Here is a 22,360-nt window from a genome sequence, read left to right as displayed (position 1 = left end):
GCTCCTAGGCAATGCTGCGCAGTTTAGCCTAGGCCGGTGCCCGGGCGTGCTAAACTCGCGGCCGTTTTACCTAATCGCTGCATTCTTCAGACGGAACACCCATGGCCAAACGCCAACTCAATCGTCGTCAAAACTGGCGCATCGAAAAGATTCAGGGCGAGCGCGCCGCCCGCGCCGCCAAACGCGAGTCCTCGGCGGTCGAAGCCCTGGAGGGCGGCGACCTGGGCCCCGAGCAACACGGCCTGGTGATCGCCCACTTCGGTGTGCAGGTCGAGGTCGAGGCCGTGGACGGCGAACTGGCCGGCCAGGTATTCCGCTGCCACCTGCGCGCCAACCTGCCGGCGCTGGTCACCGGCGATCAGGTGGTCTGGCGTGCCGGCAATCAGGGCATCGGAGTGATCGTCGCGCAACTGCCGCGCACTACCGAACTGTGCCGCCCGGACAGCCGTGGCCAACTCAAACCGGTAGCGGCCAACGTCGACATGATCGTCATCGTTTTCGCGCCGCTGCCTGAGCCGCACGCCAACCTGATCGACCGCTACCTGGTCGCCGCCGAGCACGCCGGCATCCGCCCGCTGCTGCTGCTGAACAAATTCGACCTGATCGACGAGCAGAATGCTCCGGCGCTCAATGCGCTGCTGGCGGTGTATCGCACGCTGGGTTATCCGGTGCTGGAAGTCTCGGCGCACCACGGCAACGGCATGGAACAGTTGCAGAAGCAGCTCGACGGGCGCATCAGCGTGTTCGTCGGCCAGTCCGGCGTCGGCAAGTCGTCGCTGGTCAACAGCCTGCTGCCGGAAGTCGAAACCCGTGTCGGGCCGTTGTCCGAGCTGTCCGGCCAGGGCACTCACACCACGACCACCGCGCGCCTGTTCCACTTCCCCGGTGGCGGTGAACTGATCGACTCCCCGGGTATCCGTGAGTTCGGTCTGGGCCACGTCAGCCGCGCCGATGTCGAAGCCGGTTTCATCGAGTTCAACGACCTGCTCGGCACCTGCCGCTTCCGCGACTGCAAGCATGATCGCGAACCGGGTTGTGCACTGCTCAAGGCCCTGGAAGATGGCCGCGTGCAGCAGCAACGGATGAACAGCTATCGCTCGATCATCGCCAGCCTGCCGGAAAACGGCTACTAAACATCCGCACCGGCAGCACCTCGCCCGAGGGCTGCCGGATGTCGGAACGCGCCTGACAAATCCCCCGAACCGTTAAACATCAGACCTTTCTGACAGGCCCGTCCGCGACTGCTTGCAGGACATTTCTCTTTCACCGCCCGGCCCTTGTAGGCACGCTCCAGATGCCTAGATTGGGGTCCTCCTTCGCACCTCTGCGACCTTCGAGGAACCCCATGCAGACCTATCACCTGTTCATCAGCCATTCGTGGAACTACGCCCACGCTCACGACAATCTGGTACGCCTGCTCGGCGCCAAGCCGGATTTCAGTTTCAAGAATTTTTCCGTGCCGCCGCATAACCCGATCATGGGCGCGCAGACCGACAAGCAGCTCGAAGAAGCCATCGAAAACAAGATTCGCCCTTGCTCGGCGGTACTGATCATGGCCGGGATGTATTCGACCTACAGCAAGTGGATCAACAAGGAAATCGAGATCGCCAAACGCATGGGCAAGGTGATCATCGCGATCAAGCCATTCGGCGCCGAGCGCATTTCCACCGTGGTGCGTGACGCCGCTCACGCCGAATGCGCGTGGAACACCAACAGCATCGTCAGTGCGATTCGCCTGCACACGGCGGTGTAACCATGCGCAAAGGACTGTTTATCGGGATCAACGACTACGCCCATGTTTCACGCCTGAGCGGTTGCAGCAACGACGCCATGGCCATGGCCTCGGTGCTGAAGACTGACGCCAATGGCGATCCCAACTTCAAGAACGTGGTGCTGACGTCCGCCGAGGATTACCTGAGCCGGGAAAAACTCGAGGACCAGATTCGCGAACTGTTCTCCGGCGACTGCAACGTCGCGCTGCTGTATTTCGCCGGACATGGCGGCTTCGACACCGACAACGATGAAGGCATGCTGCTGCCGCAGGACTATCGCAATACCAAGGACGGCATTCGCATCAGCGACATTCTCAACTGGGCCACCAAAGCCACGAAGATCAAAAACAAAGTGATCATCCTCGACTGCTGCCAGAGCGGCGCGGCCGGCGAGGTACGCGCCCTGCGCAGCGAGAGCAGCGTGGTCGGCGAAGGCATGACCATTCTGACCGCCTGCAAAAAGGAAGAGCCGGCGATGGAAGGCGCGCAACACGGCGTCTTCACCGGTTTGCTGCTGCAGGCCCTGCACGGCGGCGCGGCGAACATTCTCGGCAAGATCACCCCCGGCAGCCTGTATGCCTTTGTCGACAACGCACTCGACGTCTGGGAGCAGCGCCCGGTGTTCAAGACCAACGTCTCGCAGTTCATTTCCCTGCGCGAAGTCTCGCCGCTGATCGCCAAGGAGATCCTGCGCAAACTACCGGAGTGGTTTGCCGAAGCCGAGTCGACATTCGACCTTGATCCCAGCTACGAACCCACCGAAGCGACGTTCCTCCCCGAGCACGGCGAAGTCTTCGCCCAACTGCAAAAGTGCAATCGCCACAGCCTGATTGAACCCGTGGACGCCGAGCACATGTACTACGCCGCCATAAACTCCACCGGCTGCCGACTTACCGCCCTCGGCGCCTACTACCGCGAACTCGCCATAAAAGGACACTTCTGATGCCCGTATTCATCAGCTACCGCCACATGGATCGTCCACAGGCCATGGCCATTAATAGCCAATTGATGCAGGCCAACATCAAGACCTACCTCGACGTGCTCGACCCGGAATCGCAGACCACCGACGACATCACCGGGGTCATCACACGCAACATCACCGAATGCACGCACCTGCTGGCGGTGGTGTCGGAGAAAACCGCATTGTCGTGGTGGGTGCCGTTCGAAATCGGCGAGGCGACGATCAGTAATCGGCGGATCTGCTCGTTCAAGACCGGGCCCACGCAATTGCCGGCTTATCTGGACAAGTGGCCGAAGCTGAGCACGGCCAGTGATCTGAATTTCTTCATCGATGCCTATCGTGAAGAGGTGTCGAACAAACGCTCGATGACACTGGATTCGATCAACGAGACCATCAAGGGCACGTACAAACGCGATGCCGAGTTGTTCCACGATCAATTGAAAAACCGCATTCGACGCGGCTTCTGACGCGCACAAAAAAGCCCCGAACATTCGGGGCTTTTTGTGTCCAGCTGCCCTACTTCGGCTCGGGCTTCTGAAACGCATACAGATGCTGACGCACGATCCCGCCCGGCAGCTCCTTGCCAAACACGCCATAACGCACCGGCCACTCTTTTGGCGGCAGCTTGAACGTGCCGAACAGCATGTCCACCAACGGCGTGTGAATCGCGTAGTTCTTGTAGATGTAGTCCTTGTGCCGGGCATGGTGCCAGTGGTGATAACGCGGCAGGACGATCAGGTAGTTCAGCCAGCCGCCGTTGATGCGTACATTGGCATGGGCCAGCACGGCCTGGACGCCGACCAGAATCACGTAGGCATTCAACGCCTGAGGCGCGAACCCCAGCAGCATCAGCGGCACCAGAACGCCGGTGCGGGTCAGCAGGATTTCGATGAAGTGCACGCGCGAACCGGCAAGCCAGTCCATGTGGGTGCTGGAGTGATGCACCGCGTGGATGCGCCACAGAAATGGCACCACATGATAGAGACGATGCAGCCAATACTGGCCGAGATCCGCCACCAGCACCGCGAGCAGGAACTGCACCACCAGCGGCAGACTTTGGACGCTGGCCTGCAACCCCGGCGATACCGCCCAGCCGGCGATGTAACCCGACGAGGCGGTGATGAAAATCAGGATGAACTGCACCAGCATGTGGCTGACGAAAAAATAGGTCAGGTCGGTGCGCCAGTGCGGGCGCAGGATGTTTTGCTCGGGATCCTTGGAATAGAGTTTTTCCAGCGGAATAAACACGATCGCCGACACCAGCAGCGCCAGGACGAACCAGTCCAGTCCCAGCGAGTACGGGGTCTGCCCGATTTCGCTGACTTGCACGTTGGTGCCGCCGAGGAACACCGCCAGCCCCGATGCGACCAGCCCGGTAATCCCCAGGCGCTTGCGCTTGTTGAGCAGGATGTTCAGGGTGCCGAGGCTGAACGACAGCACCAGCCCGAGCAACAGCGTGGTGCGCGCGAACTGCTCGTCATAGACCTTGCGCAGTTCGGCGGTGGTCAGCCATTCAGGAAACAGGAAGCAGAGCACCGCCAGCAGGCTCAACAGCCCGAGGGTGGCTGAAATATAGCCACTGACCCGCCCCTCACCAAATTTGAAGGGTGCGTTCCCGTGCCGTTGAAAATAGGCTTTGAGTCTTTCCATAACTGATCTTCCGTGATTGCGATAACTGCGACTGCTCATTGCGACGCAGGCAGAAACCAAAAAGCCACGGTGACCGTGGCTTTTTGTCGGTTACTGCTTCGGCGCGACAGCCGGTGCAGTGGCCGGTGGTGCTGTGGGTGCCGGCGGCGCACTTGCCGGCGTGGCCGGTTTGGGTGGCGCGTCGTCGAACAGGTTCAAGCGTTCGCGCAGTTCGTGCGCAGGCACCGGTTGCTGATCCGCCGGCAGCGCGTTCGGATCGACCGGCGTTGCCGGGGCAGCACCATTCTCACCTTCCACCGCAGGCTTGGCCGGATCAGCACCTTGCGAACCTTCAATGGCCGCCTGGGCTTTCTTGGTCAACACCACGATGTCGATGCGGCGGTTGACCGGGTTGAACGGGTTTTCCTTGTCGAACAGCGCCGACGAGGCATAACCCACCACGCGCGCCACTTGCCCGTCCGGATAGCTGCCCGCCACCAGCGCACGCCGGGCGGCGTTGGCACGGTTGGCCGAGAGCTCCCAGTTACCGAAATCGCCGGTGCCGGTGTACGGCTTGGCATCGGTGTGGCCGCTGATGCTGATCTTGTTCGGCACCGCTTTGATGGTGTCAGCCATCGCCAGCAGGATGTCTTCGAAGTACGGCTTCAGACGTGCCGAGCCCGAGTCGAACATCGGCCGGTTTTCGGCGTCCATGATCTGAATGCGCAAGCCGTTCGGGGTGATCTCGAACAGAATCTGATCCTTGAACTTCTGCAACTGCGGGTTCTCGTCGACCTTGTTCTGCAGTTCTTGCAGCAACAGCTCCAGGCGTTCTTTCTCGACCTGTTCGGCCATGCCTTCGACCTGCTCGGTGTCGACCGTAACCTTGTCCGGTTGCGGCTGCGACTTCACCTCGGGGTTGAGGGTGTTTTCCGGCGCGAGGGTCGGCGTGCCGCCCAGATCGATGATGTACGGCGTGCCGCTTTCGGAGAAGCCGACCGGGTCCTTGAAGTAGCCGGCGATGGCGATCTTCTGCTCCGGCGTTGCCGTGGACAGCAGCCACAGCACCAGGAAGAACGCCATCATCGCCGTGGCGAAGTCGGCGAAGGCAATTTTCCACGCCCCGCCGTGATGCCCGCCGGCTATGCGCTTGACGCGCTTGATGATTATCGGCTGATTATTTTCCATGGCTTAACGACCGCGAACGGCTTGTTCCAGCTCGGCAAAGCTTGGACGGTGCGCCGGGTACAGAACCTTGCGCCCGAACTCCACGGCCAGCGATGGCGGCATGCCGGAAGCCGAAGCCACCAGCGAAGCCTTGATGGCCTCGTAAACGTTCAGCTCTTCCTTGGCATCGTGGGCCAGGGAGTGGGCCAACGGACCGAAGAAGCCGTAGGCCGCGAGAATACCGAAGAAGGTACCGACCAATGCCGCACCGACGTGCAGGCCGATGGATTTCTGATCACCTTCACCCAGCGAGGCCATGGTCACCACGATACCCAGTACCGCCGCGACGATACCGAAACCGGGCATGGCGTCGGCGATGCCGTTCACCGCGTGGGACGGGTGCTCGAGGTCTTCCTTGAGGCTATAGAGTTCCATGTCGAACAGGCCTTCCAGCTCATGCGGCGCCATGTTGCCGGAGGACATGATGCGCAGGTAATCGCAGATGAACGCGGTCATGCGTTCGTCTTTGAGCACGGCCGGGTACTTGGCGAAGATTGGGCTCGCGGCGGCGTCTTCGATGTCGCCTTCGATGGCCATCATGCCTTCGCGGCGGCTCTTGTTGAGGATCTCGTAGATCAGGCCCAGCACTTCCAGATAGAACGTGTGGCTGAAACGCGAACTGAACATGCTCAGGGACTTCTTGAGCACGTGCATCGTCATGTAACCGGGGTTGGCCTGCAGGAATGCACCGAGGGCCGCACCACCGATGATCATCACCTCGAAGGGCTGGATCAGGGCGGCAATTTTGCCGTGGGAGAGCACGTATCCGCCGAGCACGCTCGCGAATACGACGATGATGCCGATAATTTTAGCCATAGGTAGAAAGTACTTATTTAAGTCGGGTTCAAGGTCATATTCGGAAGTTAAAAAATCTCTTCTTCTACTTATCGGCAAAACTGCGCCAGACTATAGCCAGTTCAGGCGAAAAGCCAATTTAGCCCATGCCGGGCGCGTCTACAGTCAGTGAAGATCTCGTCCAGACATGGCTAATGAAACGAACGTCCCACATGCAAAACCGACCACCCTCGATGGCTGGGTAAAGTTGCTCGATGGCGTGCGCCTGCCCGTGCCGCAAGAGGCTCACGACAAAGTGTGCCGCGCGATTCGTGACAACCGCAGCTCGCTGCGCGACATCGCCGACCTGATGCAGGACAGCCCGGCACTGGCCTTGAGCGTCATCCGTGAGGCCAATCGTCACACCCATGGCACCATGGCCGCACCGGCGGAAAATCTCGAGGTGGCGATCAACCGTCTGGGCCTGGCGCGCACCGAAGAATTGCTCGCCCGTTTGCCCGTCGAGCCGCAGATGCAGATCCCCAAGGCCCTGCGCCAACTGCAAATGATCAGCCAGCACGCCACGCAACAGGCCAACGGTTTTTTCGCCAGTCGCCTGGCGCGACTGTGGCAGGACATTCATTGGGGCAGCCTGTTGTTTCTCTCGCCGTTATGGCCGCTGGCGCTGACGTATCCCGAGCTGCTCGAAGAGTGGGAGTTGCGGGTTATCCACAAGGGCGAATCGGCCCCGGTGGTCGAGAAGCAATTGTTTGGCGTACGTCTGCTGAAGATCGCCCAGGCACTGGTGCAAATCTGGCACCTGCCGATCTGGGTGCAGCAAGGCTATAAGTTGCTGCTCAGCGAACAGCGCGAACTGGTGAAAGTGCTGCGCATCGCCCGCGACAGCGAACATCCGCTGCGCCAGCAGAATCGCCTTGACGACGATCCGACCTTGCGCCGCTGGCTCAATCAGCCGGCCAATACCGTGCTGCTGGCCAACGGTCTGGCGCTATCGGCGCAACAGGCCTGGGACAGTCCGCACAGCGAACGCTGGCAGTACCTGACCAGCCTTTATCTGCAGATTTCGATGGACGAGGTGCAGCAGCAGTTGCACCAGCAGGCCGCCAACAGTGCGCGCCAGCATGCCATGCCCGATCTGTGGCACCCGGCCGTTTCATTATTGTGGCCGTGGGGCACCCATCGCCTGCCCGCCGGAATGCTCCCGGCGGCCGCGCCGAGTGCCGAGGATCTGACTCAATGGCGCCGTCAGTGCGCTGAACTGCTGGCCGAGCCGAGCCGATTCACCAACGCCATGAGCCTGACCGTTGCCGCCCGCGATGCCCTGGTCGCCAGCGGCATGCGTCGGGTGATGATTCTGATGGCCGATCGCACGCAGTCCAATCTGCGCGTGCACCAGACTTTTGGCCTGCCGAAAGAAGCCGCCGCGCTGAACTTTGTCGTCAGTCAGAGCAAAGTCCTGCAACGGTTGCTCGCACAGCAGGCACAGGTGCGGATCACCCCCGAGAACAACGCACAATTCTCCGCGTTATTGCCGTCGGGCCTGCGTTCGCTGTTTCGCGGCGATCATCTGTTCCTGCGTTCGCTGGTCAATAACGGCCGGGTGATCATGATCGTCGTGGCCGACCAGGGCGGCGGGCCATTTGCCGACATCACCGTGCAGGCTTTCGGCAAAACCGCACAGTGCATCGAAAAAGCCCTGCACAGCTTTAGCAGCCGTGGCCGATGAGGCTGCGCTACAATCCCCCCCTTTGTGCTCTGGAGACCTCACATGTCTGACTTCTCTGGCTTGCCGCTCGTCATCGAGCCGAGCGACCTGCTCCCGCGCCTCGATTCCCCTGAACTGATTCTGGTGGATCTGACCAGCCCTGCCCGTTATGCCGAAGGTCACCTTCCCGGCGCACGTTTTGTCGATCCGAAGCGCACCCAGCTCGGCCAGCCGCCGGCGCCGGGATTGTTGCCGGCCAAGGCCGATCTGGAAGCCCTGTTCGGTGAGCTGGGGCATCGTCAGGACGCGGTCTACGTGGTCTACGATGACGAGGGCGGCGGCTGGGCCGGGCGTTTCATCTGGCTGCTCGACGTGATCGATCACGACAAGTACCACTACGTCGACGGCGGCCTGCCAGCGTGGCTGGCAGCGGGCATGCCAATGTCGATCCAGGTTCCGCCGGCGGTGGGCGGCCCGGTGGCGCTGACCCTGCACGAAGAACCGACCGCCACGCGCGAATACCTGCAAAGCCGTCTCGGCGCCGCCGATCTGGCGATCTGGGATGCCCGTGGGCCGCTGGAATACTCCGGCGAGAAGGTGCTCGCCGCCAAAGGCGGACACATTCCGGGCGCGGTCAACTTCGAGTGGACCGCCGGCATGGACAAGGCGCGTCAGCTGCGCATTCGCACCGACATGCCGCAGATCCTCGAAGACCTCGGGATCACCAAAGACAAAGAAATCATTACCCACTGCCAGACCCATCACCGGTCGGGCTTCACTTATCTGGTGGCCAAGTCCCTCGGTTATCCGCGGGTCAAGGGCTACGCCGGTTCCTGGGGCGAATGGGGCAACCACCCTGACACGCCTGTCGAGATTCAAGGTTCTAAGGACAACTAATGAAAGAGCGTCTGTTTATCCTCAGCCAGTACCTGCTGCCTCATCACCTGCTGTCGCGTCTGGCCGGCTGCGTTGCCGAGTGCCGCGTGCGCTGGTTCAAGAATGCCTTCACCCAATGGTTCGCCAAGCGCTATCAGGTGGACATGTCGCAAGCGCTGGTCGAAGACCTGACTGCCTACGAGCACTTCAACGCTTTCTTCACCCGCGCCCTGAAAGACGGCGCACGTCCACTGGACGAAACCCCGGGCGCGATCCTCAGCCCGGCGGATGGTGCGGTCAGCCAGCTCGGCCCGATCGAACACGGGCGGGTGTTCCAGGCCAAGGGCCACAGCTTCAGCGTGCTCGAGCTGCTCGGCGGTGACGCGGCGAATGCCGCGCCGTTCATGGGCGGCGACTTCGCCACCATTTACCTGTCGCCGAAGGATTACCACCGCGTGCACATGCCGCTGGCCGGCACCCTGCGCGAGATGGTCTACATCCCGGGCCGGATCTTCTCGGTCAACCAGACCACCGCGGAAAACGTCCCGGAGCTGTTCGCCCGCAACGAGCGTGTGGCCTGCATCTTCGACACCGAGCGCGGGCCGATGGCCGTGGTGCTGGTCGGCGCGATGATCGTCGCCTCGATCGAAACCGTGTGGGCCGGGCTGGTCACGCCACCGAAGCGCGAACTGAAAACCTTCCGCTACGACGAAGCTGCCCGTGCGCCGATTCATCTGGAAAAAGGCGCCGAACTGGGGCGCTTCAAGCTGGGTTCGACCGCGATCGTGCTGTTCGGGCCGGATCAGGTGAAATGGGCTGAAGAACTGGTCGCCGGTTCACCCGTGCAGATGGGCCAGGGCCTGGCACTGCCAACAGCCTGATTCCCGATCGACCGCCTCGGACTCCCCTGATTGTCGATATCCCTGTAGGAGCTGCCGCAGGCTGCGATCTTTTGATCTTGGTTTGTAAAAAAAATCAAAAGATCGCAGCCTGCGGCAGCTCCTACAGGTTCGCCGTTGCGACAGACCCCGATTTTTGCTGCTATGGTTTTTGGCATGAGCCAGACCATCTCCTCACCGCCGCTAAGCGCCCCGACTCCAACGCAGTCGCGCCTGTCGTTCTGCGAAGCCACCCCGCGCGACCTCAAGCGCTGGATCGCCGGCCTGCCCAAGGCCAACATCGGCGAAACCGCCCGCCAGTTGTACCAAGGCCTGGGCGAACTCAATCAGCTGCTCACCCCCAGCGACAATCGCCTGCAACTGCTGGAGTTGCTGCGCCCCGAGGTGTATTTCGTCTGCCAGCATCTGGAGCGACACTTCCTGCATCAGGCGATCATGCTCGACGACCGTTCGCGCAAGATCAGCAACCTCTGTCAGGCCCTGCAAAGTCAGCTGGCCATCGGCTACAAACAGATCATTCTGCGCATCGCACCCAAGTACCACAAGGATCGAGCGGCGCTGCTCAGTCAGGCCCTGCAGCGGGCCGCGCATGCGCTCAAGGGGCAACTGCTGCGGGCCTCGCAGCTGTATAGCCCGGCACCGGAACAGCTGTGGTTCGAGCTGCATCAGTTGTATCGCTGCGCCTGCGAATTGCAGCTGCAACAGCGCCGGGTGCATGACGATCTGGCGAGCCTGATCACAGAACTGAGCCTGGAGCAGACCTACATTGCCGCCCTGCTGCTGGGCAGCGCCCGTTGCAACCAACTGCGGCAGAACCAGATCGCCCGGCTGGCCGAAGTGCTGGAGCCGTGGAGCGCCCTGCTCAAGCTGCATCCCGGCAGCCCGAACGACGGCCTGTTCGCCATCAGCGCCGAACTGGACACCGGCCCGCGCTACCGCAGCATGTTTCGTAAAGAACAACAGGGCGCACTGCTCGGCTTCAATCCACAGCCGCTGGTCAATGTCATCGAAGCGCATTTACTGCATCAGGATACGTCGACGCCACTCCCCGTTCCGACAGGACTGAGCCTCGACACCCTGCAACATGTGCACGCCAGTTGGGGCCAGGCCGCCGAGCGCAGTTTTCAGCGCACCGCCGGCCAAGGCAACCTCACCGTATGCGTGGGCATGAGCGCCCTGCACTTCTATCTGGCCGGCGAGCGAACCTTCAGCGAACTGCTCAAGCATCCCGGCGCCCGCGCGGCGAACTTCAGCAGCGCCGTGGTCAAGGGCGAAAAGGACAGTTGGAGCCAGGCCTTCGACGCGGCCCCGCAAAGCAAGGCCGATGAGTTTCTGCCCTACGAAGAAATCCAGTACGACCATATCGGCGAAGACGAAAGCACAACCGACCACACGCCGCACTACCCGACCTATACGTTGCCGGTGATCAACCACAGCCCCGGCGGTTATTGCCTGGGATGGCCGAGCGAAGTGCCCGCCGAGTTGCAGGCCGGGGAGATGGTCGGGATTCAGGACAGCTCGAATCAGGGCTGGAGCATTGCGGTGGTCCGCTGGATTCGTCAGGTACGCGGCAGCGGACCGCAAATGGGCATTGAACTGGTGGCGCCGCACGCCGAGCCCTGCGGCTTGCAACTGGTGCGCTCGCGGGACGAGCACAGCCACTATTTGCGCGGCCTGTTATTGCCCGAGGTGAGCGCCATCGACTTGCCCGCAACCTTGCTCGCCCCGCGCCTGCCATTTCAGGAAGGCAATAAAGTGCTGATCAACACCCACGGCGAAGAACACCGCGCCGGTCTGGATCGACGGGTGTCGAGCACGCACAGTTTCAATCAGTTTGCCTATCGCTCGCTGGAGGCCGCGCAGAATGGCGGGAGCGAAGAGGATTTCGATTCGTTGTGGAAGTCGCTTTGATACAAAAGATCGCAGCCTGCGGCAGCTCCTACAGGGAAATGCATATTCCTGTGTAGGAGCTGCCGCAGGCTGCGATCTCTTGATCTTTAATTACAACTGCCCGTCACGATCGCGGAAGCCCAGCAGATACAGCACACCATCCAGACCCAGGGTCGAGATCGCCTGCTTGGCCGACTGCTTGACCAGCGGCTTGGCGCGGAAGGCCACACCCAGACCGGCAATCGCCAGCATCGGCAGGTCATTCGCGCCGTCGCCGACGGCGATGGTCTGCTCCAGACGCAAGCCTTCCTTGTGCGCCAGCTCTTTCAGCAGATCCGCCTTGCGCTGGGCATCGACAATCGGCTCGATCGCCACACCGGTGCACTTGCCATCGACCACTTCCAGTTCGTTGGCGAACACGTAGTCGATGCCGAGCTTGGCCTGCAACTGCTTGGCGAAGTAAGTGAAGCCGCCGGACAGGATCGCGGTCTTGTAACCCAGACGCTTGAGTTCAGCGAACAGGGTTTCCGCGCCTTCGGTCAGGCGCAGCGAGGCGCCGATCGAGTCCAGTACGCTGACGTCCAGGCCCTTGAGCAGCGCCAGACGCTCCTTGAAGCTGGCACGGAAATCCAGTTCGCCGGCCATCGCCCGCTCGGTAATGGCCGAAACTTGCTCGCCCACACCGGCCGCCTTGGCCAGTTCATCGATGACTTCGGCTTCGATCAGCGTCGAGTCCATGTCGAACACCGCCAGACGCCGGTTGCGGCGGAACAGCGAGTCTTCCTGGAAGGCGATGTCGACGTTCAGTTCCTGCGCGACGCTGAGGAATTCGGCGCGCAGGGCCTGCGGATCAGCCGCTTCGCCCCGCACGGAGAACTCGATGCAGCCCTTGCCCTTGTCCGCCGGCGTGTCCAGCGGCATGCGACCCGACAGACGGTCGATATGGTCGATGTTCAGGCCATATTTGGCGGTGATCGAGCTGACGGCCTGCAATTGGCCGGCGGTCACTTTGCGGGTCAACAGGGTGACGATGTGGCGTTTCTTGCCTTGATTGCCCACCCATTGCTGGTAATCCTCTTCGGACACCGGGGTGAAGCGCACCTGCTGGTCGAGCTCGTAGCCCTTGAACAGGATGTCCTTGAGCACGGCTTTGCCTTGCTCGGAGTCGGGAATCTCGACCAGGATGCCGAACGACAGGGTGTCGTGGATCACCGCCTGACCGATGTCGAGGATGTTCACACCACCCTGGGCCAGAACGCCGGTAATGGCCGCAGTCAGACCCGGACGGTCGACTCCCGTGATGTTAATCAGGACGATTTCGCGCAACGCGCACCCCCGCAACTGGAAAAAAACCGCATTCTACCCACTTTCAGTGACCATCGGGCACCGCGAGCGCTTTGCCGGTCTAGGGCCTGTCGCTATACTGCGCGTCAACTTCACGGACAAAAGAGCCGAGCTCAGTGAACCGGCCCACGCCAGTTAAAACCGATAACTTCTTCCTGCTGATCTTCCGTGCACTGCGCCACCGCCGTGTACCGATTGCATTGCGCATTGCCAGCCATAACGTGATCCTGGTCGCTCTGGCCCTGGTGATCTATGCCGGGGTAATGGGCTTGCAGTTCAAGCAGGCCATGCACGAGCAGGCCGATGCGCTGGGCGAAAGCCTGACCACGCAGACCGCTACTTCCGCCACTGAGCTGTTGGTGTCCAACGACATCCTCAGCCTCAACGTGCTGCTCAACAACCTGACCAAGAACAAACTGGTGGCCCACGCGGCCATCTATAGCGTGGACAACCGCATCCTCGCCGAATCCGGTCAGCGTCCCAAGCACAGCCTGTTGGGCGAAGCCGAGGGCATGTACGAGAGCAAGATCACCTTCCAGGACGTGACGGCCGGGCAACTGCGCATCAGCCTGGACATGGATCAGTTCCAGCAGCCGATGACCATCAGCCTGCAGAGCATGGGCATTCTCAGTGCGATCCTGTTGGCATTGTCGCTGGCCTTGAGCCTGCGCATGGGCCGCTATTTGTCCACGCCGCTGCTGCAATTGCGTGTATGGCTGCGCAACATCGACGAATACACCCCCGGCACCGACCGTCAGGACGAGATCGGCGATCTGGCGCGTCAGCTGCACGCCAACTTCGCTCCGGAGCCCGCGCCAAAACCCGAGCCCGAGCCGGAACCCGAGTTCGAGGAAGAGGATGAGCCGGAGTTCGAAGTGCGCAATCTGCGTGACCCGAGCTTTGACGAAACCCGCCCGATGGCTGCGCAGAAACCGGCGCCACGCCATGTGGTCAGCACCGTTGAAGACGATGACGACGACGAGGACCCGTTTGCCGACCTGCGCGACGAATCGCTGACCGAAGCCGCTGCGCCGGTCGCGCGCCAGGCCACGCCAAGCGTGCCACAGCACAGCGCGGTGCTGGCGGTGCAACTGGGCTCGCAAGAACAACTGCGTCGCCTGCCGCGTGCCCGACTGGAAGAGTTGCTGGAACGCTATCGCGATTGCCTCGACCAGGCCGCTTCGCTGTATCAGGGCGAAATCGAAACCCTGAACGACGGTAGCACGCTGATGCTGTTCCACACCGAAGACAGCGGTGACGACTACCTGACCAACGCCATCTGCTGCGGCGAGTTGCTGCGGGCGCTGGGTCATCAGTTGCAGATCGAAGTCGCCGACAGCGGCATCACCCTGCAATTGCAGTTAGGCCTGACCCTGGGCGATGAGCTGTTCGGTCTGAGCCAGATCGACCTGCTGCTGACCGATTCAGCCCAGGATGCCCTGGCCCTGTCCCAGCACAGCCGCAATCTGCTGCTGGTCGAGCGCAAGATCGGTGACGACTCGCTGATTCGCCAGCGTGCCCGGATCCGCCCGATCGCCAGCCCTGAAGGCGCCTGCTGTGTGGAGCGCTTGATGGAGCCGTATCCATCGATGCTCGAGCGGCAACTGGCGCGGATGCATGAGCGCCGGGCGTAAGCTGTAGGAGCTGCCGGAGGCTGCGATCTTTTCGCGGCTAAACATGAGCCCGCAGACAAGCGATTGTCTGCGGGCTTTTTTGTTGCCTGTACCGGCTCTTTCGCGAGCAAGCTCGCTCCCACAGTGGACGATGGCTGCCACAGATCTTGTGAACACCTGCAATACCCGTGGGAGCGAGCTTGCTCGCGAAGAGGCCCGCGCCGACGGCAAAGATCTCCAACCCCCAGACACAACAAAGCCCGCACAAGGCGGGCTCTGGTTTGACTCGACTCGGTCTTAGAAGCGGAACACTTCCATGTCGGTGCGAATCGGCGATGCCATCGGAATCTTTGGCTGCTTCTCGGCTCCCGCCGCCGGCGCTGCCGGTTTTGGCGCCGCTTTACGCGGTGCTTCGGCCACCGGAGGCTGGTTGGCCAACGGCTTGAGCGCCACCGACAACTGCTCGGCCAGACGCTGCAGCAGAATGCCTTGCGCCTGAACCTGCGAAGCCGTGGTGCCGGCGTGCAGCTCTTGCAGATGAACGATGCGGTTATCGCGCACCTGACCACGGCGGTCGATCAGGCGCCATTGCGCATCGAGGATCGCCGGTTGTTTCTCACCCGAGTCCAGACGCGTGATGGTCAGCAAGACCTGCACATCCGGGGTAAACCCCAGGGTGGCCGGCGCCAATACCACGCGCTGGCTGTCGAGATGACCGGCAACCTGACGCATCAGCAATTGATCGATATCCGACGAAAGGCTGCCCGCCCAGCGACCGTCGGTCGAGGCTTGCAGGCTGCCGTCCGGTTGACGTTGCAGCAGGGTTTCACGTTGCAGGTAATCAGCGATGACTACCGGGCCCAACAAAACCGCCATGCCTGTGCTTTGCGCAGGCTGAGCCGGACTTCCGCTGTCCAGCTGATACAGCGACACCGGCTGGTGAACGCTGCAACCCGCCAGGCCCAAAACGCCGGCGAGCAGGAAAATAAGGGGGCGCAGAGAAGTCATCATCCCGTCCAGGTGGCCGCCACAAGGCTGACCACAGTGAAAATACTCAATAAATATGAAGAACGCTCGGCCACGCCGGCGCTTGGAAAGGCCATATCATCCGTGAATATGCGTTCCGACTCCAGCGCCAAAGCGTCGATCTACGCGTTAAATCGTAGATCGAGCTCTCTAGGACGCCTAATTGAGGTTTTCGACGAGCAGCGCATCCACCCTCTGGAAGCCCCTAGGCAGCTTATTGCCACGACGGCCACGTTCACCTTTGTAGTGTTCGAGGTCGTCGGCCTTCAGCGACAGGGTCCGTTTTCCGGCCTGCAGCACCAAGGTGGCGCCTTCCGGAAGCACGGCGATGTCCGTGACATATTCTTCGCGACTGGCCACGCGCTCACCGGAGATTCCGATGATCTTGTTGCCCTTGCCCTTACCCAATTGTGGCAGATCGCTGATCTTGAAGATCAGCAGGCGACCTTCGGTCGTGACCGAGGCCAGCCAGTTCTGCTCACGATCGGCCACAGGCCGCGGCGCGATGACTTTGGCGTTGTTCGGCAGGCTCAACAGCGCCTTGCCGGCCTTGTTCTTGGCTTGCAGATCTTCACCTTTCACCACGAAACCGTAACCGGCGTCGGAGGCGATCACATACAGCGCATCGTCTTCGGGCATCAGCACGCATTCGAACGTGGCGCCAGGCGGTGGCGTCAGACGGCCGGTCAACGGCTCGCCCTGGCCCCGGGCCGACGGCAAGGTGTGCGCGGCCACCGAGTAGCTGCGGCCGGTGGAATCGATAAACACCGCAAACTGGTTGGAGCGCCCCGCCGCCGAGGTCTTGAAGCCGTCGCCGGCCTTGTACGACAGGCCGGTGGCGTCGATATCGTGGCCCTTGGCCGAGCGGATCCAGCCTTTCTCGGACAGGACGACGGTGACTTTCTCGTTCGGCAGCAGATCGTGTTCGGTCAGCGCCTTGGCTTCAGCACGCTCGACGATTGGCGAGCGACGGTCATCGCCGTAGGTTTCAGCATCTTTCAGCAACTCGGTGCGCACCAGCTTCTTCAGCTTGGCTTCGCTGCCCAGCAGGGCTTGCAGCTTGGCTTGTTCCTTGAGCAGTTCGTCCTGCTCGTCGCGCAGCTTCATCTCTTCCAGTCGCGCCAATTGACGCAGACGGGTGTCGAGGATGTAGTCGGCCTGGATCTCGCTGAGGGCGAAACGCTCGATCAGCTTGGCTTTCGGGTGTTCCTCGGTACGGATGATGTGGATCACTTCATCCAGGTTGAGGTAGGCGATCAGCAAACCGTCCAACAGGTGCAGGCGACGCTCGACCTTGTCGAGGCGGAATTGCAGGCGGCGACGCACGGTCAACACGCGGAATTCCAGCCATTCGACCAGCAACGCACGCAGGTTTTTCAGTTGCGGCTTGCCGTCCAGACCGATGATGTTGACGTTGACCCGGTAGGTCGACTCCAGCTCGGTGCTGGCGAACAGGTGCTGCATCAGCGCTTCGTGATCGACGCGGCTGTTGACCGGAATGATCACAATGCGGCACGGGTTTTCGTGGTCGGATTCGTCACGCAGGTCAGCGATCTGCGGGGCTTTCGACGGTTTGGCCTGCATCAGCGCGGCGATCTGCTCCAGCACCTTGGCCCCGGAGACCTGGTGCGGCAGCGCGGTGACGATGATGTCGCCGTCCTCGACGTGGTACACGGCGCGCATGCGCACCGAGCCCTTGCCGGTTTCGTACATTTTCAGCAGGTCGGCGCGCGGGGTGATGATTTCCGCTTCGGTCGGATAGTCCGGGCCTTGAATATGCTCGCAGAGCTGCTCGACCGTGGCTTTCGGCTCATCGAGCAGACGTACGCAGGCGGTGGCGACTTCACGCAGGTTGTGCGGCGGCACGTCGGTGGCCATGCCCACGGCGATGCCGGTGGTGCCATTGAGCAGGATGTTCGGCAAACGTGCGGGCAACACCAGCGGTTCCTGCAGGGTACCGTCGAAGTTCGGCCCCCAATCAGCCGTGCCCTGGCCCAGTTCGCTGAGCAGCACTTCGGAATAGCGCGACAGGCGTGCTTCGGTGTAACGCATGGCGGCGAAGGACTTCGGATCGTCCGGCGCACCCCAGTTGCCCTGGCCGTCGACCAGCGTGTAGCGATAGCTGAATGGCTGGGCCATCAGCACCATCGCTTCGTAGCACGCCGAGTCGCCGTGCGGGTGGAACTTGCCGAGCACGTCACCGACGGTACGCGCCGATTTCTTGTGCTTGGAATCGGCGTCCAGCCCCAGCTCGCTCATCGCATAAATGATGCGCCGCTGTACCGGTTTCAGGCCGTCGCCGATATGCGGCAGAGCACGGTCCATGATCACGTACATGGAGTAGTTGAGGTAGGCATTTTCGGTGAAGTCAGCCAGCGATCGGCGTTCTACGCCGTCTAAGCTGTCTGCAAGGATGTCGCTCATGCGGGCCTCATCGGTTCGTTGTCTGGCGCAGCAGCATGGTGCCACCGCGCTGGGTAAATTCAAGTTTGTTCAGGGCGCTCATGCCGAGCAGCACCTGATCGCCATGCAGCCCCGGCGCCACCAGCGCGCGGACGTCGCGCAGCACGATGTCGCCCAGTTGCAGGCGGTCGATTTTGGTCCGGTAGCCCTTGCTCAGGCCGTTGGCCGTGCTCAGGGTCACACCGAAACCTTCTTCCAGTTTCAACCGCTTGGCCAGATCCGCCGGGATCGCCACATCGGTGGCACCGGTGTCGAGCATGAACTCCACCGGCTCACCGTTGATCTGGCCGCTGGCGACAAAATGCCCTTGGGCGTTGCCGGCCAGCTTCACTTCGATCACGCCGCCATGCTGCTCGGACGTGACCACCACGTTCGGATTCTGCTGGCGCGCTTCCCACTGGCCGAAAAACCGCGTCGCCAGAAACAGCGCTGCGCACCAGGCCAGAATCATGAAAACCCGACCGGCGCGCTTGCCCGGCGGTTGCTGACTCACGGCCTGGCGCTCCAGCCACCTTCAGGTGCGGCGAAGCGCCAGACGATCGGGCGCTTCTCGCCATCGGCGCGCACGCCATCGTTGTTGTCCAGACCGATCCACGCGCCGTCGGCATCTACCACCAGCGCTTCCGCCAGACCGTAGGCCTGGGAGTAAAGGCGCTGTGGCTGCAAGGCTTCTTCTGCGAACGACCAGCAGCGCTCGACCTTGGCCGTCACCGCATCGCGACGACAGACTCTGAAGGCATTGCGCTCAAGGGTGAACAGTTTGCCGTTGAACAGCGACAGGTCGGCGAAGTCACGGGTGACGGCGCGGGCCTTGGGAAACTGCGGCGGCTGCATCTCGACCCCGGCTTCGCTGAGCAGCACGCAGCCGCCGTCGCAATCCCAGACCGTCTGCTGGCGCTTGATCTTCAGCAGGCCACGGCGTTCACGCTCGGCGGCCAGCCACATTTCATCGCCTGCCGAGTTGATCGCCAAGCCTTCGAACAACGCATTGAAGTGCAGCAACATGCCACTGGCCCGGGCTTCACGCACCAGCATCGGCGAGATTTTCAGCCACGACGCGGCCCCCTCGGGCGACACCTGCAGCACCGCTGCATGGGCTTCGCTGACGATGTAGCGGTTACCGGCGCTGTCGCAGGTGATGCCTTCAAAGTCCAGATCGCCGCCACGGATGAACGACGCCGCCCAGGTCCGCGAACTCAGGCCCCAGGGCAAACCGCTGTCGGGCGCCTTCGGCACGTCGATGTGCACGGTTTCGGTCTGCCAGACCTGATCGGCGGTATTGAGCCGGTAGATCTGGTCGTCGTCACGGTCGGAAACCGTCCACAGATCCTTGCCGCACACCGCCAGCCCGGAGAGGTTGCCGCCGCGCATGCCGTCGACCGGGTGCTCGGAGAGCAGCTTCAACTCGGGCACCGGCTCGGCCGCCACCGTCATCGAACCCAGCAGCAACGCACACGCCAGGGCGACGCCAAACCGCATCAGGCCAGCACCTCGGCCAGGTTGCCCTTGGATTCGAGCCACGTCTTGCGGTCACCGGCGCGTTTCTTCGCCAGCAGCATGTCCATCATTTCCGAAGTTTCGGCAAAGTCGTCGCCCAGCGTCAGTTGCACCAGACGCCGGGTGTTCGGGTCCATGGTGGTTTCACGCAGCTGCGGCGGGTTCATTTCACCCAGACCTTTGAATCGCGTGACCTGTGGCTTGCCGCGTTTCTTTTCGGCCACCAGACGGTCGAGAATCCCGTCGCGCTCGGCTTCGTCGAGGGCGTAGTAGATCTCTTTGCCGAGGTCGATGCGATACAGCGGCGGCATGGCGACGTAGACGTGACCGGCATCCACCAGCGGGCGGAAGTGCTGAACGAACAGCGCACACAGCAGCGTGGCGATGTGCAGACCGTCGGAGTCGGCGTCGGCGAGGATGCAGATCTTGCCGTAGCGCAGCTGGCTCATGTCCGCGGCGCCCGGATCGACACCGATGGCCACGGCGATGTTGTGCACTTCCTGGCTCGCCAGCACTTCGCTGCCGTCGACTTCCCAGGTGTTGAGGATCTTGCCGCGCAACGGCAGGATCGCCTGGAATTCCTTGTCGCGCGCTTGCTTGGCGGAACCACCGGCGGAATCACCTTCGACCAGAAACAGCTCGGAACGCATCGGGTCCTGCCCGGCACAGTCAGCCAGCTTGCCCGGCAGCGCCGGACCTTGGGTGACGCGCTTGCGCTCGACCTTTTTGCTCGCCTTCAGACGACGGCCGGCGTTGTTGATCGCCAGTTCCGCCAGCGCCAGACCGGTTTCCGGGTTGGCGTTGAGCCACAGGCTGAAGGCGTCCTTGACCACACCGGAGACGAACGCTGCCGCTTCACGGGACGACAGACGCTCTTTGGTCTGGCCGGAGAATTGCGGTTCCTGCATCTTCATCGACAGCACGAAAGCGATGCGTTCCCAGACGTCTTCCGGCGCCAGCTTCACGCCGCGTGGCAGCAAGCTGCGGAATTCGCAGAACTCGCGCATCGCATCGAGCAGGCCCTGACGCAGACCGTTGACGTGGGTACCACCCTGCGCCGTCGGGATCAGGTTGACGTAGCTTTCCTGCACCGCGTCGCCGCCTTCCGGCAGCCACAGCAGCGCCCAGTCGACCGCTTCTTTATTACCGGCCAGGCTGCCGCAGAATGGTTCGTCCGGCAGGCGTTCGAATTCGCTGACCGCGTCCACCAGGTAGGAGCGCAGGCCGTCTTCGTAATGCCACTCGACTTTCTCGCCGGTGCCTTTGTCTTCGAAGCTGACCAGCAGCCCCGGGCACAGCACAGCCTTGGCCTTGAGCACGTGCTTGAGGCGGCTGATGGAGAATTTTGGTGAGTCGAAGTATTTCGGGTCCGGCGCGAAGTACACGCTGGTGCCGGTGTTGCGCTTGCCGACGGTGCCGACGATTTCCAGCTCGGTGGCCTTGAAGCCATCGGCGAAGGTCATCTGGTATTCGTTGCCGTCACGTTTTACCCGTACCCGGACTTCGGTCGACAAGGCGTTGACCACGGAAATACCCACCCCGTGCAGACCGCCGGAGAACTGGTAGTTCTTGTTGGAAAACTTGCCGCCCGCATGCAGCTTGGTGAGGATCAGCTCGACACCCGACACACCCTCTTCCGGGTGAATGTCGACCGGCATGCCGCGACCGTCGTCGCTGACTTCCAGCGAGTGATCGGCGTGCAGGATCACCTGTACCGATTTGGCGTGGCCAGCCAGGGCTTCGTCGACGCTGTTGTCGATGACTTCCTGGGCGAGGTGGTTCGGCCGACTGGTGTCGGTGTACATGCCGGGGCGTTTGCGCACCGGGTCGAGGCCCGAGAGGACTTCGATGGCGTCGGCGTTATAAGAGCTAGCGCTGGGAGTGGCCATAGGGTCTCGTCGTCAGTGATTCATGAAAAAGGGGCAAGACATCACAGTGCGGTGAAATCGATTGCCTGATACAAATCGGCGCCAATGCCGGCAAAACTCAGCAACGCCGGCAATTGCCCGGCAAAACCCTGAAAACCATGGTCGCCACCGGCCTGAATGCGCAAGGCACAGGCCCGGTAATACTGCTGGGCGAGGCGATAATCCAGTGTTTCATCGCCGGTCTGCAACCACACCTGATAACGCTGCGCATCCACGGGGGCCGGCACTTCCAGCTCGGCCAGGGCCGTCACATGGTCGTGGGTCAGTTCCCAGGTCTCATCGGTATACAGGTTTTTCTGCGTGCCCAGGTATCCGTCGAACATCCGGTGCGGACTGACCGCCGGGTTGACCAACAGGGCTTTCAAGCCATGGCGCTCGGCCAAGTGAGTCGCATAGTAGCCGCCGAGTGAGCTTCCCACCAGCAACGGCCGGCCCAGCTCGGCAATCGCCTGCTCCAACTGACCGATGGCTTCACGCGGGTGGTGATGCAGCGCCGGGACCCGCAATTGATCGCTCAAACCCAGCCGTTCCATCACCTCGACCAGCTGACAGGCCTTTTTCGAGGCCGGTGCGCTGTTGAAACCGTGGATATAGAGAATCGAACCGGACATTTGAGCTCCCTGGGTGTCGGCGAAAGATAGCGGAGTTTACAGGGAGTCAGGGCGGTATGGGCCATACAAATGATATGCATGACCGTCCGATGCAATGCTGCCCTCACGGCCCCCGCTACCGCCT

General features: G+C 61.9%; 19 protein-coding genes. 9 read left to right on the top strand and 10 right to left on the bottom strand.

All coding sequences use genetic code 11. The features are described from left to right. Nucleotides 1-101 precede the first annotated feature (101 nt). The 4 genes from rsgA (at nucleotide 102) to NN484_RS19585 (ending at nucleotide 3,200) form a co-directional block, all read left to right on the top strand. Nucleotides 102-1,133 carry a small ribosomal subunit biogenesis GTPase RsgA gene (rsgA, locus tag NN484_RS19600; protein WP_007950741.1) on the top strand — a complete coding sequence of 344 codons (1,032 nt, stop codon included), beginning with the start codon at nucleotides 102-104 and terminating at the stop codon, nucleotides 1,131-1,133. Between the two features lie 212 nt (nucleotides 1,134-1,345). Further along, the gene (locus NN484_RS19595; protein ID WP_274657694.1) at nucleotides 1,346-1,753 is read left to right on the top strand and encodes a TIR domain-containing protein; all 408 of its coding nucleotides are present in this window, start codon (nucleotides 1,346-1,348) and stop codon (nucleotides 1,751-1,753) included. A gap of 2 nt (nucleotides 1,754-1,755) precedes the next feature. Beyond that, on the top strand, nucleotides 1,756-2,715 hold the full coding sequence (locus tag NN484_RS19590) for a caspase family protein (RefSeq protein ID WP_274657693.1): 960 nt from the start codon (nucleotides 1,756-1,758) through the stop codon (nucleotides 2,713-2,715). Beyond that, complete coding sequence (locus tag NN484_RS19585) at nucleotides 2,715-3,200, top strand: toll/interleukin-1 receptor domain-containing protein (RefSeq protein WP_215501315.1); 486 nt, start codon at nucleotides 2,715-2,717, stop codon at nucleotides 3,198-3,200. The genes NN484_RS19590 and NN484_RS19585 overlap by 1 nt, the downstream gene beginning before the upstream one ends. Before the next feature lie 49 nt (nucleotides 3,201-3,249). Here NN484_RS19585 and NN484_RS19580 read toward each other — a convergent pair whose 3' ends face one another. The 3 genes from NN484_RS19580 to motA all read right to left on the bottom strand — a co-directional run bounded on the left by NN484_RS19580 (nucleotide 3,250) and on the right by motA (nucleotide 6,405). Continuing rightward, nucleotides 3,250-4,383 (bottom strand): sterol desaturase family protein, encoded by a 1,134-nt coding sequence (locus NN484_RS19580; protein WP_215501314.1) that lies wholly within the window; start codon nucleotides 4,381-4,383, stop codon nucleotides 3,250-3,252. Between the two features lie 90 nt (nucleotides 4,384-4,473). Continuing rightward, complete coding sequence (gene motB, locus NN484_RS19575; RefSeq protein WP_215501313.1) at nucleotides 4,474-5,550, bottom strand: flagellar motor protein MotB; 1,077 nt, start codon at nucleotides 5,548-5,550, stop codon at nucleotides 4,474-4,476. 3 nt (nucleotides 5,551-5,553) lie between these two features. Further along, nucleotides 5,554-6,405, bottom strand: coding sequence for a flagellar motor stator protein MotA (gene motA, locus NN484_RS19570; RefSeq protein ID WP_007952169.1), 852 nt, complete (start codon nucleotides 6,403-6,405; stop codon nucleotides 5,554-5,556). 166 nt (nucleotides 6,406-6,571) lie between these two features. Here motA and NN484_RS19565 point away from each other — a divergent pair, with 166 nt between their 5' ends. From NN484_RS19565 to NN484_RS19550, 4 genes are all read left to right on the top strand, one after another. Next, complete coding sequence (locus NN484_RS19565) at nucleotides 6,572-8,110, top strand: HDOD domain-containing protein (protein ID WP_274657692.1); 1,539 nt, start codon at nucleotides 6,572-6,574, stop codon at nucleotides 8,108-8,110. 42 nt (nucleotides 8,111-8,152) lie between these two features. Then, nucleotides 8,153-8,986, top strand: coding sequence for a thiosulfate sulfurtransferase (gene rhdA, locus NN484_RS19560; RefSeq protein ID WP_274657691.1), 834 nt, complete (start codon nucleotides 8,153-8,155; stop codon nucleotides 8,984-8,986). After that, nucleotides 8,986-9,846, top strand: coding sequence for an archaetidylserine decarboxylase (asd, locus tag NN484_RS19555; protein ID WP_127648999.1), 861 nt, complete (start codon nucleotides 8,986-8,988; stop codon nucleotides 9,844-9,846). Before rhdA ends, asd begins: the two co-directional genes overlap by 1 nt. A 174-nt stretch (nucleotides 9,847-10,020) precedes the next feature. Beyond that, the gene (locus NN484_RS19550; RefSeq protein ID WP_274657690.1) at nucleotides 10,021-11,775 is read left to right on the top strand and encodes a molecular chaperone; all 1,755 of its coding nucleotides are present in this window, start codon (nucleotides 10,021-10,023) and stop codon (nucleotides 11,773-11,775) included. 90 nt (nucleotides 11,776-11,865) lie between these two features. Here NN484_RS19550 and serB read toward each other — a convergent pair whose 3' ends face one another. After that, on the bottom strand, nucleotides 11,866-13,080 hold the full coding sequence (gene serB / locus NN484_RS19545; RefSeq protein WP_007967407.1) for a phosphoserine phosphatase SerB: 1,215 nt from the start codon (nucleotides 13,078-13,080) through the stop codon (nucleotides 11,866-11,868). 134 nt (nucleotides 13,081-13,214) lie between these two features. On the opposite strand from serB, the gene NN484_RS19540 reads away from it, so the two are divergent. Further along, nucleotides 13,215-14,732, top strand: a complete 1,518-nt coding sequence (locus NN484_RS19540; RefSeq protein ID WP_127648996.1) for an AhpA/YtjB family protein — start codon at nucleotides 13,215-13,217, stop codon at nucleotides 14,730-14,732. A gap of 276 nt (nucleotides 14,733-15,008) precedes the next feature. Here the strand turns inward: NN484_RS19540 and NN484_RS19535 are convergent, their stop codons facing one another. The 6 genes from NN484_RS19535 to NN484_RS19510 all read right to left on the bottom strand — a co-directional run bounded on the left by NN484_RS19535 (nucleotide 15,009) and on the right by NN484_RS19510 (nucleotide 22,236). After that, entirely contained in the window at nucleotides 15,009-15,719 is a 711-nt protein-coding gene (locus NN484_RS19535) for a PqiC family protein (protein WP_127648995.1), read from the bottom strand. A 177-nt stretch (nucleotides 15,720-15,896) separates the two neighbouring features. After that, on the bottom strand, nucleotides 15,897-18,161 hold the full coding sequence (parC, locus tag NN484_RS19530) for a DNA topoisomerase IV subunit A (protein ID WP_215501309.1): 2,265 nt from the start codon (nucleotides 18,159-18,161) through the stop codon (nucleotides 15,897-15,899). Nucleotides 18,162-18,168: 7 nt separating this feature from the next. Beyond that, nucleotides 18,169-18,693 carry a retropepsin-like aspartic protease family protein gene (locus NN484_RS19525; protein WP_274657689.1) on the bottom strand — a complete coding sequence of 175 codons (525 nt, stop codon included), beginning with the start codon at nucleotides 18,691-18,693 and terminating at the stop codon, nucleotides 18,169-18,171. After that, entirely contained in the window at nucleotides 18,690-19,679 is a 990-nt protein-coding gene (locus NN484_RS19520; RefSeq protein ID WP_274657688.1) for an esterase-like activity of phytase family protein, read from the bottom strand. The genes NN484_RS19525 and NN484_RS19520 overlap by 4 nt, the downstream gene beginning before the upstream one ends. Continuing rightward, complete coding sequence (parE, locus tag NN484_RS19515) at nucleotides 19,679-21,586, bottom strand: DNA topoisomerase IV subunit B (RefSeq protein ID WP_003221068.1); 1,908 nt, start codon at nucleotides 21,584-21,586, stop codon at nucleotides 19,679-19,681. Before parE ends, NN484_RS19520 begins: the two co-directional genes overlap by 1 nt. Nucleotides 21,587-21,627: 41 nt before the next feature. Next, nucleotides 21,628-22,236, bottom strand: coding sequence for a YqiA/YcfP family alpha/beta fold hydrolase (locus NN484_RS19510; RefSeq protein WP_215501306.1), 609 nt, complete (start codon nucleotides 22,234-22,236; stop codon nucleotides 21,628-21,630). Nucleotides 22,237-22,360 lie beyond the last annotated feature (124 nt).

The sequence above is a fragment of the Pseudomonas serboccidentalis genome (assembly GCF_028830055.1).
Taxonomy (GTDB): domain Bacteria; phylum Pseudomonadota; class Gammaproteobacteria; order Pseudomonadales; family Pseudomonadaceae; genus Aquipseudomonas; species Aquipseudomonas serboccidentalis.
Note: the sequence above shows the minus strand (reverse complement) of the source record. Positions and strands in the feature narration are given on the sequence as shown.

Coding starts and splice junctions, on each gene's coding strand:
- rsgA (WP_007950741.1), top strand. CDS start 102: ATGGCCAAACGCCAACTCAATCGTCGTCAAAACTGGCGCATCGAAAAG.
- NN484_RS19595 (WP_274657694.1), top strand. CDS start 1,346: ATGCAGACCTATCACCTGTTCATCAGCCATTCGTGGAACTACGCCCAC.
- NN484_RS19590 (WP_274657693.1), top strand. CDS start 1,756: ATGCGCAAAGGACTGTTTATCGGGATCAACGACTACGCCCATGTTTCA.
- NN484_RS19585 (WP_215501315.1), top strand. CDS start 2,715: ATGCCCGTATTCATCAGCTACCGCCACATGGATCGTCCACAGGCCATG.
- NN484_RS19580 (WP_215501314.1), bottom strand. CDS start 4,383: ATGGAAAGACTCAAAGCCTATTTTCAACGGCACGGGAACGCACCCTTC.
- motB (WP_215501313.1), bottom strand. CDS start 5,550: ATGGAAAATAATCAGCCGATAATCATCAAGCGCGTCAAGCGCATAGCC.
- motA (WP_007952169.1), bottom strand. CDS start 6,405: ATGGCTAAAATTATCGGCATCATCGTCGTATTCGCGAGCGTGCTCGGC.
- NN484_RS19565 (WP_274657692.1), top strand. CDS start 6,572: ATGGCTAATGAAACGAACGTCCCACATGCAAAACCGACCACCCTCGAT.
- rhdA (WP_274657691.1), top strand. CDS start 8,153: ATGTCTGACTTCTCTGGCTTGCCGCTCGTCATCGAGCCGAGCGACCTG.
- asd (WP_127648999.1), top strand. CDS start 8,986: ATGAAAGAGCGTCTGTTTATCCTCAGCCAGTACCTGCTGCCTCATCAC.
- NN484_RS19550 (WP_274657690.1), top strand. CDS start 10,021: ATGAGCCAGACCATCTCCTCACCGCCGCTAAGCGCCCCGACTCCAACG.
- NN484_RS19535 (WP_127648995.1), bottom strand. CDS start 15,719: ATGACTTCTCTGCGCCCCCTTATTTTCCTGCTCGCCGGCGTTTTGGGC.
- parC (WP_215501309.1), bottom strand. CDS start 18,161: ATGAGCGACATCCTTGCAGACAGCTTAGACGGCGTAGAACGCCGATCG.
- NN484_RS19520 (WP_274657688.1), bottom strand. CDS start 19,679: ATGCGGTTTGGCGTCGCCCTGGCGTGTGCGTTGCTGCTGGGTTCGATG.
- parE (WP_003221068.1), bottom strand. CDS start 21,586: ATGGCCACTCCCAGCGCTAGCTCTTATAACGCCGACGCCATCGAAGTC.
- NN484_RS19510 (WP_215501306.1), bottom strand. CDS start 22,236: ATGTCCGGTTCGATTCTCTATATCCACGGTTTCAACAGCGCACCGGCC.